Origin of the sequence: Pseudomonas siliginis, from assembly GCF_019145195.1 — a bacterium.
GTDB classification, from domain to species: Bacteria; Pseudomonadota; Gammaproteobacteria; order Pseudomonadales; family Pseudomonadaceae; genus Aquipseudomonas; species Aquipseudomonas siliginis.
Window position 1 is genome coordinate 531,165 of sequence record NZ_JAHSTW010000001.1, and the last position, 24,091, is coordinate 555,255.

General features: G+C 62.8%; 9 protein-coding genes. All 9 read right to left on the bottom strand.

The annotated features are described in order from the left end of the window. Nucleotides 1-51: 51 nt before the first annotated feature. The 9 genes from KVG87_RS02295 to gspG all read right to left on the bottom strand — a co-directional run bounded on the left by KVG87_RS02295 (nt 52) and on the right by gspG (nt 23,978). A complete protein-coding gene (locus tag KVG87_RS02295) occupies nt 52-12,537 on the bottom strand; it encodes a filamentous hemagglutinin family protein (protein ID WP_217848984.1) in 12,486 nt (4,161 codons plus the stop codon). 174 nt (nt 12,538-12,711) lie between these two features. Beyond that, nucleotides 12,712-13,815: a substrate-binding domain-containing protein gene (locus KVG87_RS02300; RefSeq protein WP_095180160.1), complete on the bottom strand. Its 1,104-nt coding sequence runs from the start codon at nt 13,813-13,815 to the stop codon at nt 12,712-12,714. Nucleotides 13,816-14,279: 464 nt separating this feature from the next. After that, nucleotides 14,280-15,488: a type II secretion system inner membrane protein GspF gene (gspF, locus tag KVG87_RS02305; RefSeq protein WP_217848986.1), complete on the bottom strand. Its 1,209-nt coding sequence runs from the start codon at nt 15,486-15,488 to the stop codon at nt 14,280-14,282. Beyond that, nucleotides 15,488-16,894 carry a type II secretion system ATPase GspE gene (gene gspE / locus KVG87_RS02310; protein WP_150635113.1) on the bottom strand — a complete coding sequence of 469 codons (1,407 nt, stop codon included), beginning with the start codon at nt 16,892-16,894 and terminating at the stop codon, nt 15,488-15,490. The genes gspF and gspE overlap by 1 nt, the downstream gene beginning before the upstream one ends. 1,620 nt (nt 16,895-18,514) lie before the next feature. Beyond that, the gene (gene gspD, locus KVG87_RS02315; RefSeq protein WP_217848989.1) at nt 18,515-20,896 is read right to left on the bottom strand and encodes a type II secretion system secretin GspD; all 2,382 of its coding nucleotides are present in this window, start codon (nt 20,894-20,896) and stop codon (nt 18,515-18,517) included. Then, complete coding sequence (gspM, locus tag KVG87_RS02320) at nt 20,893-21,441, bottom strand: type II secretion system protein GspM (protein ID WP_217848991.1); 549 nt, start codon at nt 21,439-21,441, stop codon at nt 20,893-20,895. The genes gspD and gspM overlap by 4 nt, the downstream gene beginning before the upstream one ends. Further along, complete coding sequence (gene gspL, locus KVG87_RS02325) at nt 21,434-22,555, bottom strand: type II secretion system protein GspL (protein ID WP_217848993.1); 1,122 nt, start codon at nt 22,553-22,555, stop codon at nt 21,434-21,436. Before gspL ends, gspM begins: the two co-directional genes overlap by 8 nt. After that, nucleotides 22,552-23,472 carry a type II secretion system minor pseudopilin GspK gene (gene gspK / locus KVG87_RS02330; RefSeq protein ID WP_217848995.1) on the bottom strand — a complete coding sequence of 307 codons (921 nt, stop codon included), beginning with the start codon at nt 23,470-23,472 and terminating at the stop codon, nt 22,552-22,554. Before gspK ends, gspL begins: the two co-directional genes overlap by 4 nt. A gap of 47 nt (nt 23,473-23,519) precedes the next feature. After that, nucleotides 23,520-23,978 (bottom strand): type II secretion system major pseudopilin GspG, encoded by a 459-nt coding sequence (gene gspG, locus KVG87_RS02335; protein WP_130927746.1) that lies wholly within the window; start codon nt 23,976-23,978, stop codon nt 23,520-23,522. Between the last annotated feature and the right edge of the window lie 113 nt (nt 23,979-24,091).

Consider the following 24,091-nt stretch of genomic DNA (forward strand, 5'->3'; position numbering starts at 1 on the left):
CATAAAAAAAGGCGGCCAACCGGCCGCCCAAACGTACTGCACGAGAGTCATTTACAACGTCAGCTGCCCACGCTCTTCTTCGGTCAGCTGCTGCTTAGCCTGTTCATCCAATGCCCCGGCACCGAGCACCTGCACCGGGCTGTCCGGGTTGTAACCGGTCGCCGGCGTGCGACTGGCGCCATCGCGCGACGGTGCCAGTTGCTCGTTGCCGAAGCTGAGTACCTGCACGTTGAACACCGAGGCCTGGTTCTGCCGCGCCGCTGCCTGTTGCTGCCGGGCGACGTCTTCCGCCGCTTGGGTGGCGGAGGATGCTGCCGAACTGGCCGAGGTAATTGCGCCGGTGTTCACCGCCGACACCACCGGCACGCCGGTCGCTTTGCCCTGCACCGAAATGTTCGCGGCGTTGACCACCGTCAGCGCGGCGATGTTGACGTTGCCCGACACGCGAATCCCCGCCTCGCCGGCATCGATGGTGCCCAGTGGCGCAATGAGGTCAATGTTGCCCGGCGCCACTTCGGCGATCGGGTTGAGCGTGGCGATACCGGCACCGGTACTCGGCACCGACGGCGACAGCGTGACGTTGCCCCAGGTGTCGTAGACACGTTTTGGCGGGGTGTAGACCACGGTGGTTTTCGAGCCGCGACCGGCGTTGATATCGCCCTCGGCGGACCAGCCGAGAATCGAGCCGCCGAACGTAGTCATGATCCGGCTCTGGCCGAGCAGAATGCTGCCTTGCGAGTACAACTGTATATCGCCCGAACCCTGGGTGATGATCCCCGCCGTCGACGGCGGCGCCGCGCCTTCGATGCCGAACACCTGACCACCGCCCGGTGTGAGCATCTGGATATCGCCGCCAAACAGCGTCTTGACCCCGGCGCCGCCGTACATCGTGATATCGCCGTCGTAACGGATCGGATTGCCGGCGACATCAGTGGTCGGGAACAGCGCCGCAATGGCGTTGCGACCGCGCAAGTAACTGCCGGTGCGCGGGCCACTGGCATCGGTGTATTCCAGGCCGCCGGCACGCAATTCGGCGAAGTACACCTGCCGGGCGAAGATCGCCTGCTCGGTACTCGGCAGTGCGGCGAAGAACGCTTGCGCCTGTTCGTCGCCACCCTTGAAGCCATAACCCAGGCTCAGCCAGCTCTGCAGTTCTTCGACGTAGGTCTTGACCACTTTGCCCGGTTGCGCGCTCAGGGCCACCGCTGAATCCGCTACGTTTTGCGGGTTCAGATAACGCGCAATGAAGCGTGAGTAATCCGGCCCCTGCGCGCCCGCACCCGCTTGCATCACAATGCTCGCACCGGGGCGCTGATCGCCTGCCACGACAGGACCGAGGCTGGTGATGCTGGCGCGATCTTCCATCAGGATATTGCGCCCGGCATTGACGTCCAGAACACCCGGACCGGCAATGTCGAAGCTGCTGTAGAGAATGTCTCGCCCGGCCGAAACCCGCGAAATGTCGCGCGCATCGTTATGCACGAACAGATTGCCGGTAGACGCGATCTGTTCGTTATTTCGACTCATGCCCCCAACGGGCGCAAACGTGGGTTGCCCCAAATTGGTACCGGACGCCACGATGTCACGCCCCGCCACCATCCACACCGGGCCTGCCGATTCATACCAGGTGCGCTTCGTGGTCGCGAACGCCAGCGTTTCGCCCGTGCGAATTCCTACCAGGTCACCGGTCAGTGCATAGAAGCGCGCCGGCCCCTGAACACTGCTCAACCCCGAGTAGCTATCGGGACCAAAGGCAAACAGTGGATAGCGCGAATTGGTTTGCGCCAGCACACCATCGCTGCCGGCGTTGGTCGTGATCGGCCGAGCGGACTGGTTGTTGCCGTAGCCATTGAACGCGGGTGCAAACGGTGTGGCGAGCGCCGCCGGGCTGGCCCCTGACTGGTTGATGGCGTAGCCGCCGGCATAGATCGAATCCCCAGCGATCAGTTCAAGCTGCCCCGCGCTGGAAGGTGCCAACAGCAATGACCAGGCCAGAGCCGGCGCCGGGTTGCCTATGCCGTAGGCCGCTGATGGTCCCGCATAAATCGAGCCCTGGCCGGCCACGGCACGCAATATCGAAGGAAAGACGAAGCGGTCATCGGTCGGTGACCCGTTAAGCCCGGCGACGGGGTCCTGCCCGGTGGTTTCCATCAACTGGGTGCTGGGCGTCAGGTTGCCGCCGGCCGAGAACAAATCGATGGCCGTGTGATCGGTCCACAGCGAGAAACCACTCAAACCGCCACCGGCATGGTAAATGCCATCCGCCGTGGTAAACGGTGTGGAGTTCTGCAACCTCACGCGGCCCGGATCGGCGGCGCCACCCAACACCAGATCGCCGCGGGTGTTGAGGCGCATGCCGGAGTCACCGGGAATCAGCACCAGCCCACCACTGGCATTACTGGCCGTCGAGTTGAACGGGTCGAAGGCGCGCGTTTCCCGTGGGTCATGAAACAGCGCCGAGGCGCCGTACTGCAGATTGATGCCGCCCAGCGCGGCGCCCGTCAGTTGCGCCGCACCGCGCAGGTTGATGAGCGCGCCCTGCAAGTCGTGCGTCGGCGTGCCGGTACCCGCCAGGCCGGCACGTGCCTGCAGAGACGGATTAAGGACACCGCCCAGACGAATATCCAGGTCTCCGCCACCGGTCAGTTGCAAGTTCCCGTCACTGTCCACGCGGCCCGTGCTGCCGACAGCCACGATCAACCCCTGACTGCGAGGGTACGACGCATACCTGTCGTCGCCCATGGCCTTGAGCATGCCAGCATCCCCGCCGGCGCTCAGACTGATGTTGCCGCCGCCCAGCGTACCGAACCCGGTAAAGCCCACCAGATAAGGTCTGGTTTCCTCGCCCAGCGCTGGCAATGGCTGCGCAGCGTAGCTGCCGAAATTGATCCACCAGGCAGTCGGTACATCGTTGTTGCCGGTGCCCTGGCGCCAGAGCCAATTGCCCACCGCCACACTCGGCACCTGCTCCCGCGTACCGTCGCCCGTGGCGACCGAGCGACGGCCAAGCACGTCACCCGACACAGACCCGCCGGCATTGATCGTCAGGTTACCGCCCATCTGCGGATACCAGGCCTGATAGAGGTTGGCACTGCCGCCATCGACCCATTTTTCGTAATCGCTGCCAGCGCTGCCCAATACCGAGCCATCAGCCGACAGCCTTCCGCGGGGCTGGTTATAACGCGCGTCGACGTCTGCCGATTGGGTGCCGGCGGTGTAGACGCCGAAAGGTGAGGCCATGCTCAGGTTACCGGCCGCCATCAAGTCCAGGTCGCCGGTGCCAGTACGCAAAACGCTGAACATCTGCGTGTGGGCCTGGGCGCTCTTGCTCGGATTGTTTTCAATGCACAGTGCCGGGTCGATGGAGCACCAGAACAATTCGTCATCGTTCATCGGTGTGTAATCCGGCATGCCCATCCAGTTGCCAGGCGCCCACACACTGCGCGCCATGGGCGCGCAAGAACCGGGAGCGATATCACAGAGCACAAGGTATTCCTCGGGAACCGGTTCGTACGGTGTAAAGCCATACTCGTTATCCACCGCCCAGACCAGTTTGCCGGCCACCTCGATCATGCTCACACCATAGTGAGTGTCGGCCATCTGCAAGTTGCCAACGCTGGCCTGAGGTTTCACGCTACGGCTGTCGGCCGCGGTCAGATCGGCCCCTGCCACCATGCGCATCGACCACGACGCACTGCCCGCCGGCAGCATGCTGGCGATCGCCCAGTTTCGACCTTGCTGGTTTCCATTGGCAGGACGCAGGTCGAGGAATACCGTGCCATCGGCGAGCTTCACGTTGGTCATGGAGGGGATCAGCGAACCCCGCAACAGCGCCAACGTTCCGTTCAACACAACACCCACCGTTTTATTGTCGGCATCAACCGCACCCGGCAGCGGCACGCCTTTGGGCCAGAGCAGGGCCTGCAGTGCGGTGGCGTTGTTCAAGCGGATACCTGCACCCAAACGACTGCCGGTCGGCAGGGTCACAGCATTGTCGAGCAACGTACCGGCGGCATACATCAGGTTACCCGCCGCGTCATGCACATCGCCGGCCAGCACCGTTCCACCCTGTAACACGTAAGGTGCGGCCAAAGTGCTCTGAACCGGCAACACCGTGCCCGCGGCCAGTGTGGCGGCTTGAATCGGCAGGTCGTAATTCAAGGTGGCACCAACCGGAAAGAGCGTCCCTTCGGCAAGGCTGACACCACTGCCCGGTACGATCAGGTCACCGCCGAAAGGCTGTATCCCCGGCAACAGTTTCCAGCCGGCGTCGTCCACGGTTTCCGGCGGCGGTGCGAAACCGTCGTTGATGCTGCCGTAGATATCGAGGTTGCCACCGGCACGGATCAACAGGCTGCCCGCTTCCCCGCTGCCATACACCGAGGTCCGGCGAGTGTGCGGGTTGAGGCTGGCGTAACGGTAGCCGGACAAGTCGAGATCGCCCTGCACCACCAGATCGCCGTCAGCGGTTTTGCTGACGATTTCCACCCCCGGGCGCAGATGAAACGCATCGGCATAGGTCGAATTGTTGAGGCCGGCCAGTTTGCGTTGTAGCAGATCACTGTTACCCAGCGCCGCATCGATAAAGCCGCTGCTGTCTGAGTGAATGCGATCCAGGTAGGCTTGATCGATCACTTGATACGGGCGACCGCTGGCCGCCGGATCGGTGCCATCGGCAGCATCACTGTAACTTCGCACGGCATTCAGCCCGATGGAGCGGGCACCTTGAATACTCAACGTACCGCTGGCATCCACCGCAATGTCACCGCCGCCCAGGCGCGGTGCATTCAGCTCCAGCGTCCCACGCAACACGTCATCGCGTTGTCCCGCCTGGTTTCCAGGCACTGCATCGGTGCCGTGACGCAGATCAATCCGTGCACCAGCGGCCAGCGTCAGCACGCCGTCACCTGAATTGAGTTCAACCATGGCGCGGTTCGGTGCATCGATGATTTTGCCGTAGCTGTCGACGCGCAGTACGCGGCCATGGGCATCGAGCAGCGCGTTGCCCGTCAGGTTCAAACCGTTTTTGCCGGCAAGGCGAATGCTGCCGACCCGTTCACCACTGGCATCGATCACCCCGTCCACGGTCAGGTTGCCGTTGTCCACCGAGACATTGACTTGGCCCGCTTTGAGTTCGTTACCGATACGCAGATTGCCCTGCTTGAACTGGAAGCTTCGACTGCCCACTACCCCGCCGGCATTCAAGCGCAGGTTAAGGCTGGCAAAGGCCTGGCTCAAATCACCCGCCAGGCGCTGGGCGCGAATGTCCACGCCACCGGCCTTGTACGGCACCCACGTACCGCCCGCGTCGTAATAGCCACTGCTGCTGCCGACAATCTGCCCTTGCAGATCAACCTGTCCAGCGTCAGTGGCCAGGGCCACAACGTTCAATTGCCCGGCCTGATTGTTGACGGCGGACAGATCGATTCGCGAGCCCGCCAACTGACGAATATTGCCGTTATTGCTCTGCAACGACACGTCGCCGCCCCAGCTGTATTTCTGCACATCATTGAACGGCAGAACCCGGCCCGCCATGTCCACCTGCGCGCCGCTGCCAAGCAGCAGATCATCCTCGGCATTGACCAGCAGCTTGCCGCTGGCGAGGACGATGCGACTGTCGAGCACAACACTGCGTGCCGTCAGGCTCAGTTGCGCACCGAGGGCATCCGCGGCAGCCGTTGTGGCGCTACCACTCAGCGTCAGGTTGTTGCCCGCCTTGAGTTCACTGACCGAGGCGGCCTCGCCGGTCAGCAATGGCGTGCGCAGATTGAGATTGCCGCCGCTGTAGCTGAACCCCTTGACCGCGTCATAAGCTCCTTGGGATTCGTACACCGCCAGACTGCCCTTGTGGTTGGCGGTGATGCGCTCGCTGGCGTTGAAGTTGACGTTGGCAAATCCCAGGGCCAGTCGGTTATTGCGATCCAGGCCATTGGGCTGCGGGTTCGGGCCATAACCCAATTCGATCCGCTGCGCCTGAATATCCAGCGTGCCGTGCCCGTTGCCGGCGCCGTCGTTGACCACCGTACCCGGGGCCTGAGTCGCCCCGTTCCAGATCAGATTGCGGGTGCGGATCGTCGCGACATCGGTGGCAGCGCCCGAGCCGTAGATGGCCGGGCTACCCAACATCAGATTCTGCAAACGGCTCTGGCCGGTCTGCGGATCAATGGTGTCGAGGGTCACGCTGCCGAAAAAGTTGAACGCATCGCGGGCCACCAGACTCAGGGTTTCCAGCGCGGGGGCGCCAGATTGCGTGTCGCCCTGCAACAGGCGATCCAGCACGTTCTGGTTAAGCGTCAGGCCCGCGGGTGTGCGGCCGCTGGCTGCGGCCAGTGCTTGCGGACTGCCGGCATTGACCACACCGACCGAAAGCCCGAGTTGGCGAGTGCCAAAGCGCACGCTTTCGCCCAGCTCGAAGTCTTTGTCAGTGGCGGCGATGATGCTGCCGTTGGAGTACAGCAACGCCGCAGCGGTGCAATCGGCCGTCGGACAGTTGCCGATACGAATGCTCCCGCCCCCGCCATCGGTGGGCGCAAGCACCGGCGTCCAGCCGTTGGACACCACCAGCAGGCTGGAGCGCCCCGGTTCGTAGACGAAACCGGCTGCGGCATCATACGGAACGTTACCTCGCCCCAAGGTATTGACGCCCGCTCCCGCATCGATGGTGATGCCGCCATTGGCGCTGTTACTGCTCAGCACAACCTCTGGCGCCGAGAGGATCGCGCCTTCGCGCAGACGAATCGCCGAGGTATTGCCGATCACCTTGATCGAGCCGCCCTCCGAACCGTAATACACAGTTGGGGTGCCACCGATGGTCAAACGTCCGGCATTCAAGCGGTTGAGGGTGTCGGCGTACAGCGATACACCGTCGAACCCTGGCGTTCGCGTATGCCCGGCACCGAGAATTTCAAACTCTGCGCCGGTATAACCGCCCTGAACGACCGCCGTACCAATGACCCCGCCGCTGGCAGGTTTGAACAGCACCTGCCCGTTGAAATCCAGGGCTGAGTCGTGCTCGCCGCCACTGACCATGCGCAGGTGCAGCGTGTTGCCGTCCAGCGGCGTGCGGGCGCGCGGCAGACCGCGGCGGGAAGCATCGTTGAGCACAAATTGGCTGAACCCGGTTTCGTTGTACTGTGAATAGCGCCGCAGCACATCGGCAGACGTCACGATGACCTGGCTGGGCAAACTGTCGCGAATACCGGTGTTGGCAATCGACAGCTGTCCGGCCGTGCTCCACGAGCCATTGCGCAACTTCAACGCACTGTCCATCGGCCCCGCAATCGCTTGACCATTGATTTCGACCCGGAAGGCGCCCGGTAACAAGGCAAAGGTCGATGGCAACAAGGTGTAGGTGCCGGGTGCCAGTCCGGCAACGCCGGTCCCGAGGGTGATCTGCTGGCCGATACGCGGGTCGACCGCGCCGGCCTCGGCCAGCATCGGCGCATAGCGGCTCTGGTCACCGGCGACGATTGCATACACGGGGTTATTGGCCAGCCCCGGCAAACTGAAGGTGCCATCGGTGGCATTGCGTACCAGCGGATTGAAACGCGCATCGGTGGAGCCACCTCGTCCGGAGACAAAACCGGCACCGCGCAAATCGCCGCCGCCAGAAAGGTCGATGACCGCCCCGGCCTGCACATTGGTGTATTGCGCATCAAGGATGACCCCGGAGGTCGCTCCGGCAATGCCATTCAACATCACCGACTTACCGTTGTACCGATAGTCGATACCGTCGGTGGTTCCTCCATAGGGCATGACCAGTCCGGCGGCGCTGACTGAAGTCACGCTGCCCGGCAGAAGGTGAAGTTCACGGGTTTTGACAATGACGTCATCACCCAGGGATATCAGCCCCAAAGGCGCACGAATGACGCCGCCCTGCTCGATCTGTCCCGCACTGAGTGTCAGGCTGCCGAACACCGAGTAAGGCAAAGCGGTCGGCGCCGCCCCGTGATTGCCGATACGCAACGTATGCTCCGGCACCGATCCGGCCATACTCTGATAGCCCACTCGCACCTCAGCCGAGACGCCGCTGGCCGGGTAGATCTGCGCAGCCCGCATGTGCATGTCACCCGCAGTCCACAGACGGCTGCGCTGCTGTTCATCGGTTGGCGCGAGGAAGCGCAGGTCGCCCTGGCTGTCGAGCGTGACCAGACCAAAGCCACGGCGGCTGACCGCCAGCGCCGGTGCGGCCGATTGCACCAGAGTCCCTTCGGTGCCGAATGAAAGCGAGTTGCCCACGTCCAGCAGGTTCGCGCTGGCGGTGAATTGCGCGCCGGACAACTGCGCTGTCGGATTGCTCATCACCCGCGGACGCACTTTGACTTCCGAGCTCAAATAGGTGCCCAGCCCTGACAGGCGCAGGTAAGGTGCGCTGAGGTTGACCCGGGCGCTGTCACTCGCCGACTCTGCCAATGAAAGAGAACCGGCGAACAGGCTCAGGCCCTGTCCCATGTGCAGGTCGACATCGCCGTCGAACGTCATCAGACCGTTGCTCAGCAGACTCACGCTGTCGAAGCCACCGCTCATCAGCTGATCGGCACTCAAGCGTGTACGCCCGTAGCGTAAAAGTGGCGAAGCCTCACCGGCTCGCAGCGGCTGCGGCAGTGCCGGCGCTGGCCCTTGGGCAATGATCATTTCACGTGGCACGCGCACCGCATTGCTCAAGTTCGCGGGACCGTACGCCGGTGTATCCAGAGCGATCTCCAGACGCCCGCCCGCCGCACCTGCACCGCCAGCACTGGCCTGCAGACTGCCCTCGATGAACAGACCATTGTAGGAACTCAGGGTGATCCGTCCGCCATCGGTGGCCACACGAGCGGGGCCTTGCCCACCGCTATCGAGCACGGCTTGCGCACCAGACGCTTCCAGTCGCGCACCTTGGCGGACGATGACGTAAGCATCGGCAGCGGTCGCCGTGATTTTCTTCACATCGATCTCGCCACCGACAATGATCGAGCCACCCTTGCCGACCTGGCCGTAGACGCGGCCCAGCGCATCGACGGCGGTCGCTGCCCGACCGGCGACATCGATCAAGGCATGTTCACCGATCCAGATCGAACGGTTGTGCGGGGTCGGATCGGCCTCTTGCAAGGACGTCGCCACATCAATCGCGCCGAACTGCTGTTGACGGATATCGACAATACCGCCCCAGGCGTTGAGTTCACCATCAAGCGTGATCTGGCCTGCCCCGCGCAAACCGATGCGCTGGCCGGGATCGACACTGATCCGTGAGCCTTCGCCAATCGACAACGGACTGCTGGCGGGATCAATCAAGCCAGCAAGCGTCGCGCCGGCCTGCAATGCGACAGAAGCGCCGGCCCTTTGCGTCAAGACGCCCTTGAGCGGGTCTTCCTGGAATAACGCGGGCGTCCATAGCTCCAGCGCAGCGCGCGGCGACATACCGGACACAATGGTCGAGGCGGATTCGCCAAATCGATAGACCGGCATCTGCACATCGATCGCGCTTTGCGCGGCGACCTCCAGCCCCTTCAGACCGATGATGTTGTAGGCGCTGAACCCCGTGCGGAACAGCTCCGGCGTCAGGCGCAAGGTCTGTTCTTCGGCCACTTCGCCGGAAGCGCCGATCCGCACCTTGCTGGCCTGCACGGTCAAGGTGCCGCCGCCGTTCACGCCATAGCCCTGCACCTCGCCATCGAGCACCATGCGCGACTGGCCTGGTGCACTGTTGGCGCTGGATTCAAGCGTCACGTCGCCACCCTTGCCGCCACGCGTCTTGCCGTTGGCCAATACCGCGCCGCCCGACGAAACATCGACCAGACTGCCACTGGCCAGCAGAATGTCGCCGGTACTGCGGATCGACACCGTCCCGCCATTGAGGTACGCCAGGCCGCCCGCGTCGTCCGGGTTACTCGACAGGTTGCGCCACAGACCGCGTGTCTGCAGCTGCACACCCTGCGCAACCGTCACTCGCGCTTGCTTGCCTGCTGAAACCTGCAGACTGGTGTCATCACGCCGATCGGTGGCGAGCTGGTTCAAAACGTTGCCCAATTGCAGGCTGCCGCCTTGCGCAATCAGATCGGCATTGACCTGCACGTCAGGGCTGAACAGGGTGATGTTGCCACCGTGATCAACCGTCACGCCTTCATTGACTTCAATCGTGTTTTTTGCCGAGATCTTCAGCGCGCCCAGCGCGAAACCATTGAGCAGCCCGGCATCGAGGAACAGTTTGCCTGCGCGTTCTGCCGCGACCGCGTCGGTCAGCCCTGCGTTCGCTACGCTGGCATGCGCGCCCCCCACTTGCACCTGATCGAGCAACGGGTCGAGTTGATAGAGCAGGCCGGCACTGGCAGCGACATAAGCAGCATCGTAACTGCCAACCACCAACTGCCCTCGCCGCGCCCGGGCGGTCTGAGTCTGGGCATAGCCGTCCAGACCTGCCCGCGGTGCCTGGATTTGCCGTTCGCCCTGAAACACCTCACCCAACAGTTGGCCTTCCAGCACGGCGTTGCCCGTGGCGATCACCAACTGGCCGGCATCCCGGCCAACGGTGTACCCCGCTTCCTGGCGACGCGTCGGCGCGATCAGCGGGCTATAGAAATAATCCGTCTGGCCCCAGCGCTCGCTGTGACTTTCGTAACCTTTGTAAAGACCGTTGTAGAGAATATCGCCCGGCGCACGCGACACTTCGTATAACCGCCCGTCCGCACCGCGCAGCCAGCTCTGGCGAATCTCGCCGCCCTGCACATCAAGCGTGCCGCCGGACACATTGATCAGCGAACCTTTTTCGCTGATCACGTCCTTTCCGGAAAACCGCACCTCACCGCCCTGCGCCATCCATTCACCAACGCCGTGGCCCTGAGTGCCGAGGTATCCGCCGACCTCCAACAACCCACCGGCGGTGTACCAGCGGTCGGTGGCGTAACCGTTGGTGCCCGCCGGCACGAATACCAGCTCACGGACATCGACCCAGATGTCGTTACTGTTGAGCGCGCCGTTCTCGCGATTGACCGGCGCATCACGCTGCTCGTTGCCCTGGACGTTGATCTTGATGTTGTTGTTTGCCATCGCCACTTTGACGCCGAGGGCGCCGGACACGTCGATCACCGCCCCCTCGCGCAATAGACTGCGCTGTCCGGCGGCAACTGCCACCTGCCCACCGGTGGCAAGGGTGATCGAACCGCTTTTGAATTCGACGGTGCCGCCGCTGCCGATGTCGATGCGTGACTGATCGCTGCGGATCCGGTTGTTGGCATTGACGCCGGTCAGCGCCGCCTCGCGCTGGCTGTCCAGGGCCGTGAGATCACTGCTGTCGAGCAGAATCGCACTGACGCCATTTTCGCCCAGGGTCACACGGCCTTGGGCGTCGCTGGCCGGATTGAGCAGATGCACGGTGCCGCGCGTCGCCACCGAAGTGCTCGCCAGCAGCACACCGTTTTGCATAACGTCGCGGCCGGTCAGGGTGATGTCGCCGGTGGATGCCTGGATCAGGCCGGTGTTGCTGACTTTGCCCGAGCTGTCAGCCTTGAAACCGGGAATGACCTCACTGCCGAAGGTGGTTGAATAACCATTACCGTCGGTGCCCGAGCCCTTGCGGATATAGAAACGGTCCCCCGCACCCAGCACCGTCTGACCTTTGGCCGTACTGATCGAGCCGTCGTTCTGCACGTCCTGGCCGAGCAGCAAGGTATAGCCGCCGGCGTCGGTGGAGAGCGCAGGTTGATGCGTTTGTATGGCTGCGCCACGCTCCACCAGGACTTTGCCAGCAGCGTCGGTAAAGGTTGGCTGACTGCCGGTGCTGTCGAAATACAGACCTCGATCGCGAAATTGTGCATCGGTCATGTTCGCGGCTGCCGCTACCAGATTTCGCACATTGACCTGGCTGCCACCGCTGAAGACGATGCCGTTGCGGTTGATCAGCATCACCGTGCCGTCCGCTTTGATCTGCCCCTGAATCTGGCTGGCGCGTGCGCTCGGATCGTTGACGCGATTGAGCACCGCCCAGTTGGCCTGCTGGGCAAATTCCACTGTGGTATTGCGGCCGACGTTGAACGTTTCCCAATTGAGAATCGCCTTGTCGGCGGTCTGCTCGATCTTCACCGTGGTCTTGCCGTCGGCCTGGGTTTGTTGCGGGCCTTTGGCGTTCATCCAGCCCTGGCTCAGGCTGTTATCGACCTTCAGGCCGCCCTCGCCCAATCCGTCCGGAACCACTTGCACACTGCCCAATGCGGCGGCACGTCCAGCGGCTTGTGCGGCCTGCTGAGCAGCAATCGCTGCCACGGTGTTATTGAGCGTCTGCAAAGAGCGCTGCAACTGCTGGCTGGCCCGTTGCTGCTGTGCCAGCGGTGGGGTCATCCCCGGCAGACCGCTCCCACCCGGACGCGACGCCGAAGCCTGCTGCGCTGCGCCCTTCGCGGCAAACCAGGTGGAACTGAACGCTGTCGCCGCCTCGGCACTGCCGGCCACCAGACACAAGGCGACGGCTTGCGCCAATGGCTTGAGCAGCCACTGTGCGGGATCGCCCGCGCCACGTTTGATCGGCCGGATACGGTTACTGTGACGGGAGGTGCGAGCAAGCATCACTACAGGTCCTTTTGGGTGGCAGGTCGGATCAGCCCTGCTGTTACGACATAGGCAGTTGGCGAGCCTCACGACCGAACGGATGTCACACAAACTTCATGTTCGAGGAGTAAATCGGCAAAAAAAAACAGCAGCCCGAAGGCTGCTGCCGTTTCATTGCAGTTGAGACAAGGCTTACAAAGGACGACCAATGCCGTTGCAGGCGTTGGCGTTGTTGATGTCCAGGTTATTGCCCGAGGTGTTGGTGATGAAGTTGGCGGTCACAGCGGTTTTCCAGTTGTTGGGAACCGGCGTGAAGCTGTGGGCGACGGTGGCGACGTTGTTGCCCGGGTTGCTGTAGTGGGTGGTCAGGAAGTTGCGCACGGCGGTGGCCACGGCTGCATCTTTGTAGCACTGGCCGAAGATGAAGTTGGTGTAAGCCACAATCGGGTAACCGCTTGCCGGGTTAGGCACGACCGGGGCCCAGCCAGCCGGGTTGGCAGGTGCGCTTGGCACCGGTGCAGTGCTCAGCGCCAGCGTCACGTTAGCGTTGGTTGGCTGGACGCCATTGACGCGGGCAACCACAGCGTTGCTGGTGGCGTTCACGCCGTCCGGCCCCACATAGCCGATCGAACCGTCCACGGCGTTCACCGCAGTGGCCACATCAGCGGTGTTGGCTACGCCGACCCAAGTCGATGGCAGCGCGGAACCGGCCGGCAGACGAGCGTTGGTGAAGGTGGAGTTGACGGCGAATTTGCCTGGGCAAACGGCGTTCAGGTGGCGACTGAGGATTTCAGTGGTGCCACTGGACACGCTGCGGTAAACCACACGGATCGGCGTGCTGTCGGCGTTACCCAGCAGAGCGCCCCAAGTGGTGGCGGTGCCCGACAGCGCATCACACAGTTGAGCGCTGGTCAGGTTAAGCGCGGTCTGACCGGATTTTTTGTACGGAATGGCAACCGAAGTGGCCACCGATGGCAGCTGGATCAACGGGCCGTACGAAGCACCGAAGTTGGTGGTGTAGGTGCTGAGTTCCGAAGCGCTGAGGATCGAGTCGCTAGCGGCGAAGTGCACGGTGCCGGTGGTGCTGAACTGGGCAGCGTTGTTGGTCAGGAAAGCGCTTTTGCCGACGCCGCTACCGGTCACGGCGTAGCTGAAGTTGGCAGGCAGGATGCTGTTGGCAGAACCTTTGTACAGCGCGGCAGGCAGCGAGGCGCCACCACCGGTTACGGCCATGGCCTGGGCGGAAGCCAGAGCGGCGACGGTCAGTGAGGCGGCGATCAGAGTGCGCTTGAACATGAAGAATCTCCTTTTCAACTTGGTTTGGAACACAGGTTTCGGAAGGCTTGCATGACACCGGGAGGGTCCACCGCAGTGGAGCCGCAGGGAGAAATTCGCAGCTTCCGGTGACAGATAAAGGAAAAAACCTCGGGAGCTGCGGGGGGATTTTGGTGCGGATTTCTCGGGTGTTTGCGGTGGGTTGCGGCGCGTCTGGATCGGGGGTTTGGCTGAATCGGGCTGGAGCCGTTGGCGGGTGGTTGCAGATGACAGAATGGAGAACCCGAGGATGGGCGGATTGGGGCTCGGTGGTAGGCAGACCGGTGAAAGTTATTTGGGAAATTTGTTGGCTGGAATGGCCCAATCGCTGGCAAGCCAGCTCCCACAGGGGTGCAGTGTTGTTAATGCAATCTGGGGTACAACACAAAAACCTGTGGGAGCTGGCTTGCCAGCGATGAGGCCCGACCAGACAACATCAGACTGGGCTACTGCACCAACTGATTGATCTCAATAATCGGCAACAACACCGCCATCACAATCACCAGAACCACCCCGCCCATCACCACAATCATCAGCGGCTCGAGCAAGGCGGTCATGCCCATCGCCCGTCGTTCAATGTCCCGGGAAAGCGTCTGTGCCGCGCGCTCGAGCATCGGTGGCAGCGAGCCGGTTTTCTCGCCGCTGGCGATCAGGTGAATCAGCACCGGTGGGAACACATTCTCCACGCGCAGCGCGGCGGCGAGGTTGACCCCCTCGCGCACCTTTGCCGTGGCCTCGCTGACGCTCAGGCTCAAGCGGTCGTTGGACAAGGTCTGCCGCGCCGCTTCCAATGCACGCAATAACGGCACGCCGGCGCCGCCGAGAATTGCCAGCGTGGACGCGAAGCGCGCGGTGTTCAGGCCGAGAATGAAACGCCCGAACAGCGGCAACTTCAGCACCCGGTGATGCCAGCTCAAGCGCGCCGCCGGATTGCGCAAATACAGCCGCCAACTCCAGAACGCCCCGGCCATTAGTGCCGCACACAACCAGCCCCACGCGCGAATGAAATCACTGGCCGTGAGCATCGCCAGGGTCAACCCCGGCAAATCCTGCCGCGCTTGAGAGAACGCGCTGACCACCTGCGGCACCACGTAGCTGAGCAGGAAAATCACAATGCCGATCGACACCAACCCGACCACGCCCGGATAGATGAACGCGGTAAGAATCTTGCCGCGCAGGTTGTTGCGTTCCTCGATGTAATCGGCCAGCCGTTCCATCACCTGCGCCAGATCGCCGGACTCTTCGCCAGCGGCAATCAGCGCGCGGTAAATCTCGGGAAAATCCCGTGGCCGCGACGCCAGCGATTCCGCCAGACGCATGCCGCTGCGCACATCGGCGCGCACGGCGCTGAGGGTCTGGGCGATGTGCTTTTTCTCGGCCTGCTCGACCGTCGCGCTCAGTGCTGCTTCCAATGGCAGACTGGCACCGAGCAGGCTCGCCAGTTGCCGCGTGGCCCAGGCGAGGTCGTTGTCGGAGAGTCTGGCGCTGAACAAACCGCCGCCGTGTCGGGCGACGTTGCTTTCCTCGTGCACCGACAACGCTGTCAGGCCACGTCCGCGCAAGGCACTGAACGCCGCGCTCTGGCTGTCCGCCTCAAGGTGCCCGGACTCGATTTTCCCGGTGGCATCCGCCGCTTCAAAGCGATAGCGATTCATCAGGCGTCCCGTGTCACACGAAGGATTTCTTCCGGCGCGGTGGCACCGCTGCGAATCCAGCGCTCACCGTCCTCACGCAGGCTGAACATCCCCGCTTTCGACGCCGCCGCGCGCAAGGCCTGCTCCCCTGCCCCTTGGTGGATCAGCGTGCGGATGTCGTCGTCGATGCAGAACAATTCGTGGATGCCGGTGCGGCCGCTGTAACCGGTGTGATTGCACGCCGCGCAACCGACCGGGCGCCAGGTGCCGGGCGTGGCCGGATCTTCCTGTTTGCACTGATTGCACAGGCGCCGCACCAGACGTTGCGCGAGGACGCCGAGCATGGATGACGCGAGCAAGAACGGCTCAACGCCCATGTCGATCAGGCGATTGACCGCCGACACCGCGTCGTTGGTGTGCAGCGTAGCCAGCACCAAATGCCCGGTGAGCGAGGCCTGCACGGCGATTTGCGCGGTCTCGAGATCGCGGATCTCGCCGATCATGATGATGTCCGGGTCCTGCCGCAGAATCGCCCGCAGCGCAAGGGCAAAGGTCATGTCGATCTTGGCGTTGACCTGAATCTGGCTGATCCCCGGCAGGTCGTATTCCACCGGATCTTCCACGGTGAGGATGTTGCTGGTGCTCGCATCCAGCCGCGCCAGCGCCGCGTAGAGGCTGGTGGTTTTGCCGCTGCCGGTCGGCCCGGTGACCAGGACGATGCCGTGGGGCTGGCGAATCAGGTGATCGAGTTTGGCCAGCACCTGCGCATCCATGCCCAAGGTTTCCAGATGCAGGCGCCCGGCCTGTTTGTCGAGCAGGCGCATCACCACCCGTTCGCCGTGACCAGTGGGCACCGTCGATACACGAATATCGATCGGCCGCCCCGCTACGCGCAAGGCGATACGACCATCCTGGGGCAGGCGTTTTTCGGCGATATCGAGCTGAGCCATGATCTTGATCCGCGACACCAGCGCACCGTGCAACGCCTTGCGCGGCGAGACCACATCGCGCAGGGTGCCGTCGACGCGGTAGCGCACCACCGAATGGGTTTCGAACGGCTCGATGTGAATGTCGCTGGCCTCATCGCGCGCGGCCTGAGTGAGCAAGGCGTTGATCATGCGAATCACCGGCGCGCCGTCCTGCGTGTCGAGCAGGTCGGTGATTTCCGGCATGTCCTGCATCAGCCGATCGAGATCGACCTCGTTTTCCGCAGCCCCCACCACCGCCGCCGCACTGCCGGTGTCGGCGTAAGCGCTGGCGAGCAAACCGTCGAGCTCGTCATCGCGCACCCGCTCGACCTGCGTCGCACCGAACTGCCGACGCACTTCGCTGATCGACCAGCCCGGCGTTGACGGGCACACCGTCAACACGCCATCGCGCAAAAGAATGCGCTGCGCCTTGGCCCATGCGTACGGCAATACACTCATCGCCCACCCTCCCCACAATCCACCGTGGCAATGGGAACCCCTGTGGCAATGGGATCTTCTGTGGCAATGGGATCCTCAGTGGTAATGAGAACCTCTGTGGCGAGGGGATTTATCCCCGTTGGGCTGCGAAGCAGCCCCAAACCTTGAGCACCGGTTTCTCCAAGCAAATCGCGTGAGCCCGGTTTACGACTGCTGCGCAGCCGAGCGGGGATAAATCCCCTCACCACAGTCATCATCTCAGTCAAAACCGGGTGCTCCCTTCAATCGGTACCGTGGCATGGGATCTTCTGTAGCAATGCGATCCTCTGTGGCAATGCGATCCCCTGTGGCGAGGGGATTTATCACCGTTGGGCTGCGAAGCAGCCCCAAACCTTGAGCACCGGTTTCTCCAGGCAAATCGCGTGTACCGGTTTTACGACTGCTGCGCAGCCGAGCGGGGATGAATCCCCTCGCCACAATCATCATCTCAGTCAAAACCGGGTGCTCCCTTCAATCGGTGCCGTGGCAATGGGATCCTCAGTGCCAATGCGATCCTCTGTAGCAATGCGATCCCCTGTGGCGAGGGGATTTATCCCCGTTGGGCTGCGAAGCAGACCCAAAACCTGAGAACCGGTTTCTACAGGCAAATCGCGTGTACCGGTTTTACGACTGCTGCGCAGCCGAGCGGGGATGAATCCCCTCGCCACAATCATCATTCCAGTCAAAACCGGGTGCTCCCTTCAATCGGTACCGTGGCAATGGGATCCTCAGTGGCAATGAGATCCTCTGAGGCAATGCGATCCCTTGTGGCGAGGGGATTCATCCCCGCTGGGCTGCGAAGCAGACCCAAAACTCGAGAACCAGTTTCTCCAGGCAAATCCCGTGTACCGGTTTTACGACTGCTGCGCAGCCGAGCGGGGATGAATCCCCTCGCCACAATCATCATTCCAGTCAAAACCGGGTGCTCCCCTTCAATCGGTACCGTGGCATGGGATCTTCTGTAGCAATGCGATCCTCTGTGGCAATGCGATCCCCTGTGGCGAGGGGATTTATCCCCGCTGGGCTGCGAAGCAGACCCAAAACCTGAGAACCGGTTTCTACAGGCAAATCCCGTGTACCGGTTTTACGACTGCTGCGCAGCCGAGCGGGGATAAATCCCCTCGCCACCGTCATCATCTCAGTCAAAACCGGGTGCTCCCTTCAATCGGTACCGTGGCAATGAGATCCCCTGTGGCAACAAGATCCCTTGTGGCAATGCGATCCCTTGTGGCGAGGGGATTTATCCCCGCTGGGCTGCGAAGCAGACCCAAAACCTGAGAACCAGTTTCTCCAGGCAAATCGCGTGTGCCCGGTTTACGACTGCTGCGCAGCCGAGCGGGGATAAATCCCCTCACCACAGTCATCATCTCATTCAAAACCGAGTGCTCCCTTTGATCGGCACCGTGGCAATGGGATGCCCTGTGGCAATGCGATCCTCTTTAGCAATGCGATCCCCTGTGGCGAGGGGATTTATCCCCGTTGGGCTGCGCAGCAGACCCAAACCTTGAGAACCAGTTTCTCCAGGCAAATCGCATGTGCCCGGTTTACGACTGCTTCGCAGCCGAGCGGGGATAAATCCCCTCGCCACAGTCATCCTCTCAGTCAAAACCGGGTGCTCCCTTCAATCGGTACGGCTTTGATCGTGGCGCGTGGGCCTGATGTCGGCCCCGGCGCTGGCACGCCTTGCGCAGCGCTCGGCAATTGCGGCGCCTGCATGTCGGGCATCGCCCAGCTGCGTTCCGGTTGCAAGCCGCCCTGGGCGCGGCGCATGAAGTCGTAGCGGTTGAGGGTGATGCTGCGCCCCGCTTCGCTGTCGCGAATGATGTACGGGCGCAGGAACACCATCAGGTTGGTCTTGGTGATCGCCCGGCGTTCGTTGCGAAACAGCGCGCCGATGCCCGGTAGGCTGCCCAGCCACGGCACGGCATCATTGCTCTGGCTGTAACCATCCTGAAGCAATCCGCCGAGGACCATGATCTGCCCATCGTCGAGCAGAATGCTGGTATCAATCGCGCGCTTGTTGGTAACGATGCCGGCGGCGGTCACGCTGTTTGAAGCGCGCTCATCGATGCTGCTGACCTCCTGATAGATATCCAGCTTCACCGTGCCGCCCTCGGAAATCTGCGGGCGCACGTTGAGCTTGAGGCCGACCTCTTCGCGGGTGACGGTCTGGAACGGGTTGTTGCTGGTGCCCCCGCCGCCAGTGACGTAGCTACCACTGACAAACGGGATGGTCTGGCCGACAAAAATGCTCGCCGCTTCGTTGTCCAGGGTCAGCAGGTTCGGCGTCGACAGCACGTTGGTGCCGCCCTTGCTCTTCAACGCCCGGGCCAGCACTTTCAGGTCGAGAATCTTGCCGATGCCGGGGATGTCGACCGTGCCGTTGACGTAGCCAAGGTTCAAACCCTGCGGCAGTACGTCGATGCTGTTCTTGGCCCCCGTGTTGAGACCCGCACCACCCAGATTAGCGCCACCGATCACGCCTTTGCCGCCGAGATCACCGGTCTGCCACTGCACACCGAATTCACTGGCATCGTCCTCGCCGACCTCGACAATCAGGCTCTCGATCACCACTTGCGCACGGCGCTGGTCGAGCAAATCGATGACCTCACGCAGATTGCGATAAAGCGGCTCCGGCGCGGAAATCAGCAGCGTGTTGGTGGTGGCGTCAGCCTGAATCGTCACCCCGCCGGCGCTGAACGCAACGTTCTGTTCGCTGCTCTGCGTACCGCCACTGCTGCTGCCGCCACCACTACCCTGCGCATAGCTGCCGCCGCTTGCGCCGCTGCCAGTCGTCGTAGAAGTGCCAGTGCTCGGCGTGCTGCTCTGGCCGTTCTGCCCGGCATTGCCGCCGGTGCTGCTGCCCATCGCGCTGAGTACCGACCGCGCCGCGTCGCTGCTGCCGCTGTCACTCTCGCCGGTGAGCAAACCGCGCAAGGCTTGCGCCAGTTTCGCCGCTTGGGCGTTGCGCAGATAAACCACGTGCAGATTGCTCGGATTGCTCTGCGCGTTGTCCAGTTTGTAGATCAGGTTGCGCGCCAGCTCGGTGCGCTCGGGGCTGCCGGCACGGATGATGATGGTATTGGAACGTGGGTCGCCAATCACGGCGATTTTCTGCGTCGGATCATTGCCCGGCGCGTCGAGCAAGTCGGCGACCATCGGCGCGATATCAGCGGCGATGCCGTTCTGGATCTGCACCACATCGGTGTCGATCGCGCTCGGCGTGTCGATGCTGTCGATCAACTGCGCGACGCGGGTAAGGTTCTCGGCGTAATCGGTGATGACCACGGTGTTATTGCCGGGGTAGGCATTGATCGGATTGTTCGGCGAGACAATCGGGCGCAGCACCGGGATCAGGTTCACCGCGTTTTCGTATTGCAGGCGAAACGTGCGCGTGAGCATGCCGTTGCCGGCCGGTTTGTCAGCGCTGTAGATCGGCCCGCCGAGCAGTTTCGCGTCGGCCTCGGGAACCACCTGCGCCACGCCGCCGACATCGACCACGCTGAAGCCTTGCATGCGCAACGCCGCGAGCAGCATGTCGTAGGCCTGACGGGCCGGCACCTGACCTTCCGAGACCAACGTCAGATTGCCCTTGACCCGTGGATCGACGAGAAACTGTTGCCCGGTGGCCCGCGACAGCGCCCGCACCACCGCCTGAATGTCCGCCTCGACAAAATTCAGCGTCACCGGTTGCTCGCCCAACGGATTGCGCGGGGTCGCATTGCTCGGCGCAACACCAGCACTGCGCCCACGCTGACTGATGTTGTGTAACTGCTTGGGCACCGGTCGCGCCCGAGCCTGCGCCCGTTCGCGATCGGCCACCGCATCGCCGCTGCGCTGGGTGTTGGCCAGCGGCCGCCCGAGTTCGCTGTCGACCAATAGCGGCGGCTGATTCTGCGGCGCCGTGGTGCTGTTGCACGCGCTCAATGCCATCAGCAACAACGGCAGCGCCAGACGTGCCGGTTTGCAGCGTGACTCCTTCATGAAGCTTCCTTAGCGCCCTGCGCCTGATCCATGCGAACGGTGCCTGACAATGTGCCGGCGGTGACATCGGTCGAGGTTTCGTTTGCGCGTTGCAACTGCGCCTCGACCACCTGCAGAGAAAGTTGTGATGGCTGGCTGAGCAACCAGTCGAGCAGCGCATCGGCGGGCGCGGCGTCGACATTCAACTGCCACGCGCTGCCCTCCGCCGCTTGTAATTGGTAGTGCCCAGCGAGCCCCGCCGCTTGCAGACTTTGCTCCAGCGACTGGTCAACGCTTTGCCCTTGCGGCCGCACGTTGACACTGCGCAACAGCACTTCCAGCGCCTCGGTTTGTGCGCGCAACTTGGGCGTTTCGTTCTGCCAAAAAGTGATCTTGGCCAACGGCGGCTTGACCAGCGTCAGCCAGATCAGCAGACCGACAAGCACCAGCGCCATGCCGCCGACCATGCGTTTCTCACGAAGCGCCAACGGCTGCCAACGCGCCTGCAACTGGCTGCGCAAGCGCTGCCAGCGCGCACGGTAAATCGCCAGCGTCGCCCTACTCATCGTCTGCTCCGCTGTCGTCGTCTTCGTTGGTGTTTGCGCTGGATTCATCGCTCGGCCGCAGCGTCCAGCCTTCGTCATCGGCAGTGACGCTGATGCCGGCCTGGGCCAACGTGCTTTGCCAGTCCTTGTCGTTGCCGCCACGGTTTGCATCGCTGAGCAGCGCCAACTGCAAGACGCCGTCGCGATAGGTCAGACGCTCGACACTGCCAGCCATGAACGGCATGCCGGTGCCGGCCTGCAACACCAGCCGATTGAAGTTCTGCGCCGGGTCATCGACAGCGCCTTTTTGCCGCTGCTCGAGTTGCTGACGCGCCTGTTGCAGCGGGTTGAGAATCACCGGCAATTCCGGGAACGCCTGCTTCACCCGCTGACTCATCTGCGCCTTGAGCTGCTGGCCCTGCCGCGCTTCGCGGGCTGCGTACAGATTCAGGCCAATCACCCAGACCGCCACCGCCAAAGCCACACACCCGAAAGCGCGCCCCCAGCCACGTTGCTCGCCGCCGGTTTGCTGCAGACCTCCGTGCAAACCCCAACCGGGCAAGGGGCCGATCCAGCGTTGTGCTGATCCGGCTTCAAACGATGCCTCATCAACTTCGTCACCGAGCAACGGCTCAACCTGCGCGCTGTTCAAACTCTCGCGACGGAGCAAATGTCCGTCCGCCACACAAGCGACAACCCCCGGCAGCACTGGCAGGCTGTACGGCGCCGGATACAAACCGCGCAGCGTCAACCCCGCCTGCTTGAGTACCGCAGCCAGACGCTGCAAGTGCTGCCGCGCCACCCAGGCAATCTGCACCTGACCGCTCGCATCGCGAGAGCTGTGGCCGATATGCATCTGGCTGCTGTCACCAAGCATCAGCGCCTGCGCCGCACACTGAACAGCTGCCGCCGTTTTGTTCGCGGGCAGCGGCGGTAGATCAATGCTGGCGAGCAGGCTGTCGGCCGGATGCAGAAAACACAGCAGCGGTGGTTGCTTCGGCCGTTGCCCCAGCTGACTCAAAGTGAGCCGTTCCTCACGACTGACCTGCCCCTGACGATCCAGCCAGGCGCAGCTCACTTCGCTGTGCAACTCCAGCTCCGCCAATGGCGGCAACCCGACGCGCAACTGACTCATGCGCCCACCCGCGACCAGATCACCTGCGGCAGGCGATCTTCGCTGCGGTGCAGCAAAGCATCGAGGCTGACCCGACGCTGATCGCGCCGCGCCTCACCGCGCAAACGAAACCAGTCACTGGTGATACCGACCTTGACGCTGCTCATTTCCAACTGCGGCATGCGCAAGCGATTGACAAAATCGCCGCGATTGATAAACCAGCGCCCGGCGTCACGCTCGGCAATCAACGCCGTCGCCCGCTCCAGCGAAAGCCCCGGCACATACGCCGCCAGCACCTGCGCCGTGGCGGTGTTGCCGTTGATCCACGTCGTCGCCGGAATCACCGTCACGTACGGCGCCAGTTGGCCGATCAGCGCATCCGTCACGCCTTCGACGCTGCGCAAATCATCCAGCGTGCGCAGCATCGGCACCTTCGGCGGTTGCGGTTTGTGATCGGCATCGGGCGAAGTCGCCCGGCCACTGTCGAAACCGGCTTTGCCAGTCGCACCAATCTGCGCATTCAGCAGATGCGGATACCCGGCAATCACTCGCTGGCGGATGCGCTGGCCGACAACGCCACTCACACCGATCAGTTCACACAAGCGCTCGAACGCCTGCACTTGCGCCTCATCGATGCGCTCATTGGCGACCAGATTGCGCAGGTTGAACTTGCCCTGCTCGTCCTCCAGCCGTCCGGCAAAACCCGCCGCCAGCAACGGCTGCGCCCAAGGCTGATCGCGCCGGGTCAACGGATCACGCAGGCGCGCATCCCAGAGCAACTGCCGGCTGATCTCCAGACCACCCTGCGCCAGCCAACGCCCCTGCACCCGCTGCTGATCGGCCTCCAGCGCCCGGGTCGCCACGCTCTGGCGCGTCAACATCCCCGCCGCAATCACCGCCACCACGGCGGCAATCAACAACGCGCTGATAATCGCCATGCCCCGTTGCTTCGCCCCGTTGAGCGAACCTGTGTTCACGGCCGGCCTTACAACTGCCAGGAACCGATATCGGCATTCACGCCATCGCCGTCAGGCTGGCCATCGGCGCCGAGGGAAAAGATATCGACCTCACCATTCGCGCCCGGGTTGAGGTACTGATAAGGCCGGCCCCACGGGTCATTCGGCAAACGCTCCAGGTACGAACGCCAGTTGCTGTTCTTCGCATCCGCCGGCCGCTCGACCAACACCTTCAGCCCCTGATTCATGCTCGGATACGCGCCGTGATCGAGGCGATACAACTTCAACGCCTGCATCAACCCACCAATATCCTGCTTCGCCGCCGTCGCCCGCGCCTGATCCGGCCGGTCGAGCACCTTGGGCACCACCATCGCCGCCAGAATCCCCAGAATCACCACCACCACCATGATCTCGATCAAGGTAAAACCCTGCTGCCCACGCGGCATGCGCGGCGACTGACTGAGCGTGTTCAAAGGTGCGATATCCATCTCGACATTCCCTGGCTTGATCCGAATTCGACGCGCAGTGTTGCAAGAAGATATGTCAGGGATGTTGAAAATCCTCGGGTGTTTCCGTCGTCAAGCCGTCAAGGACGGGGGTT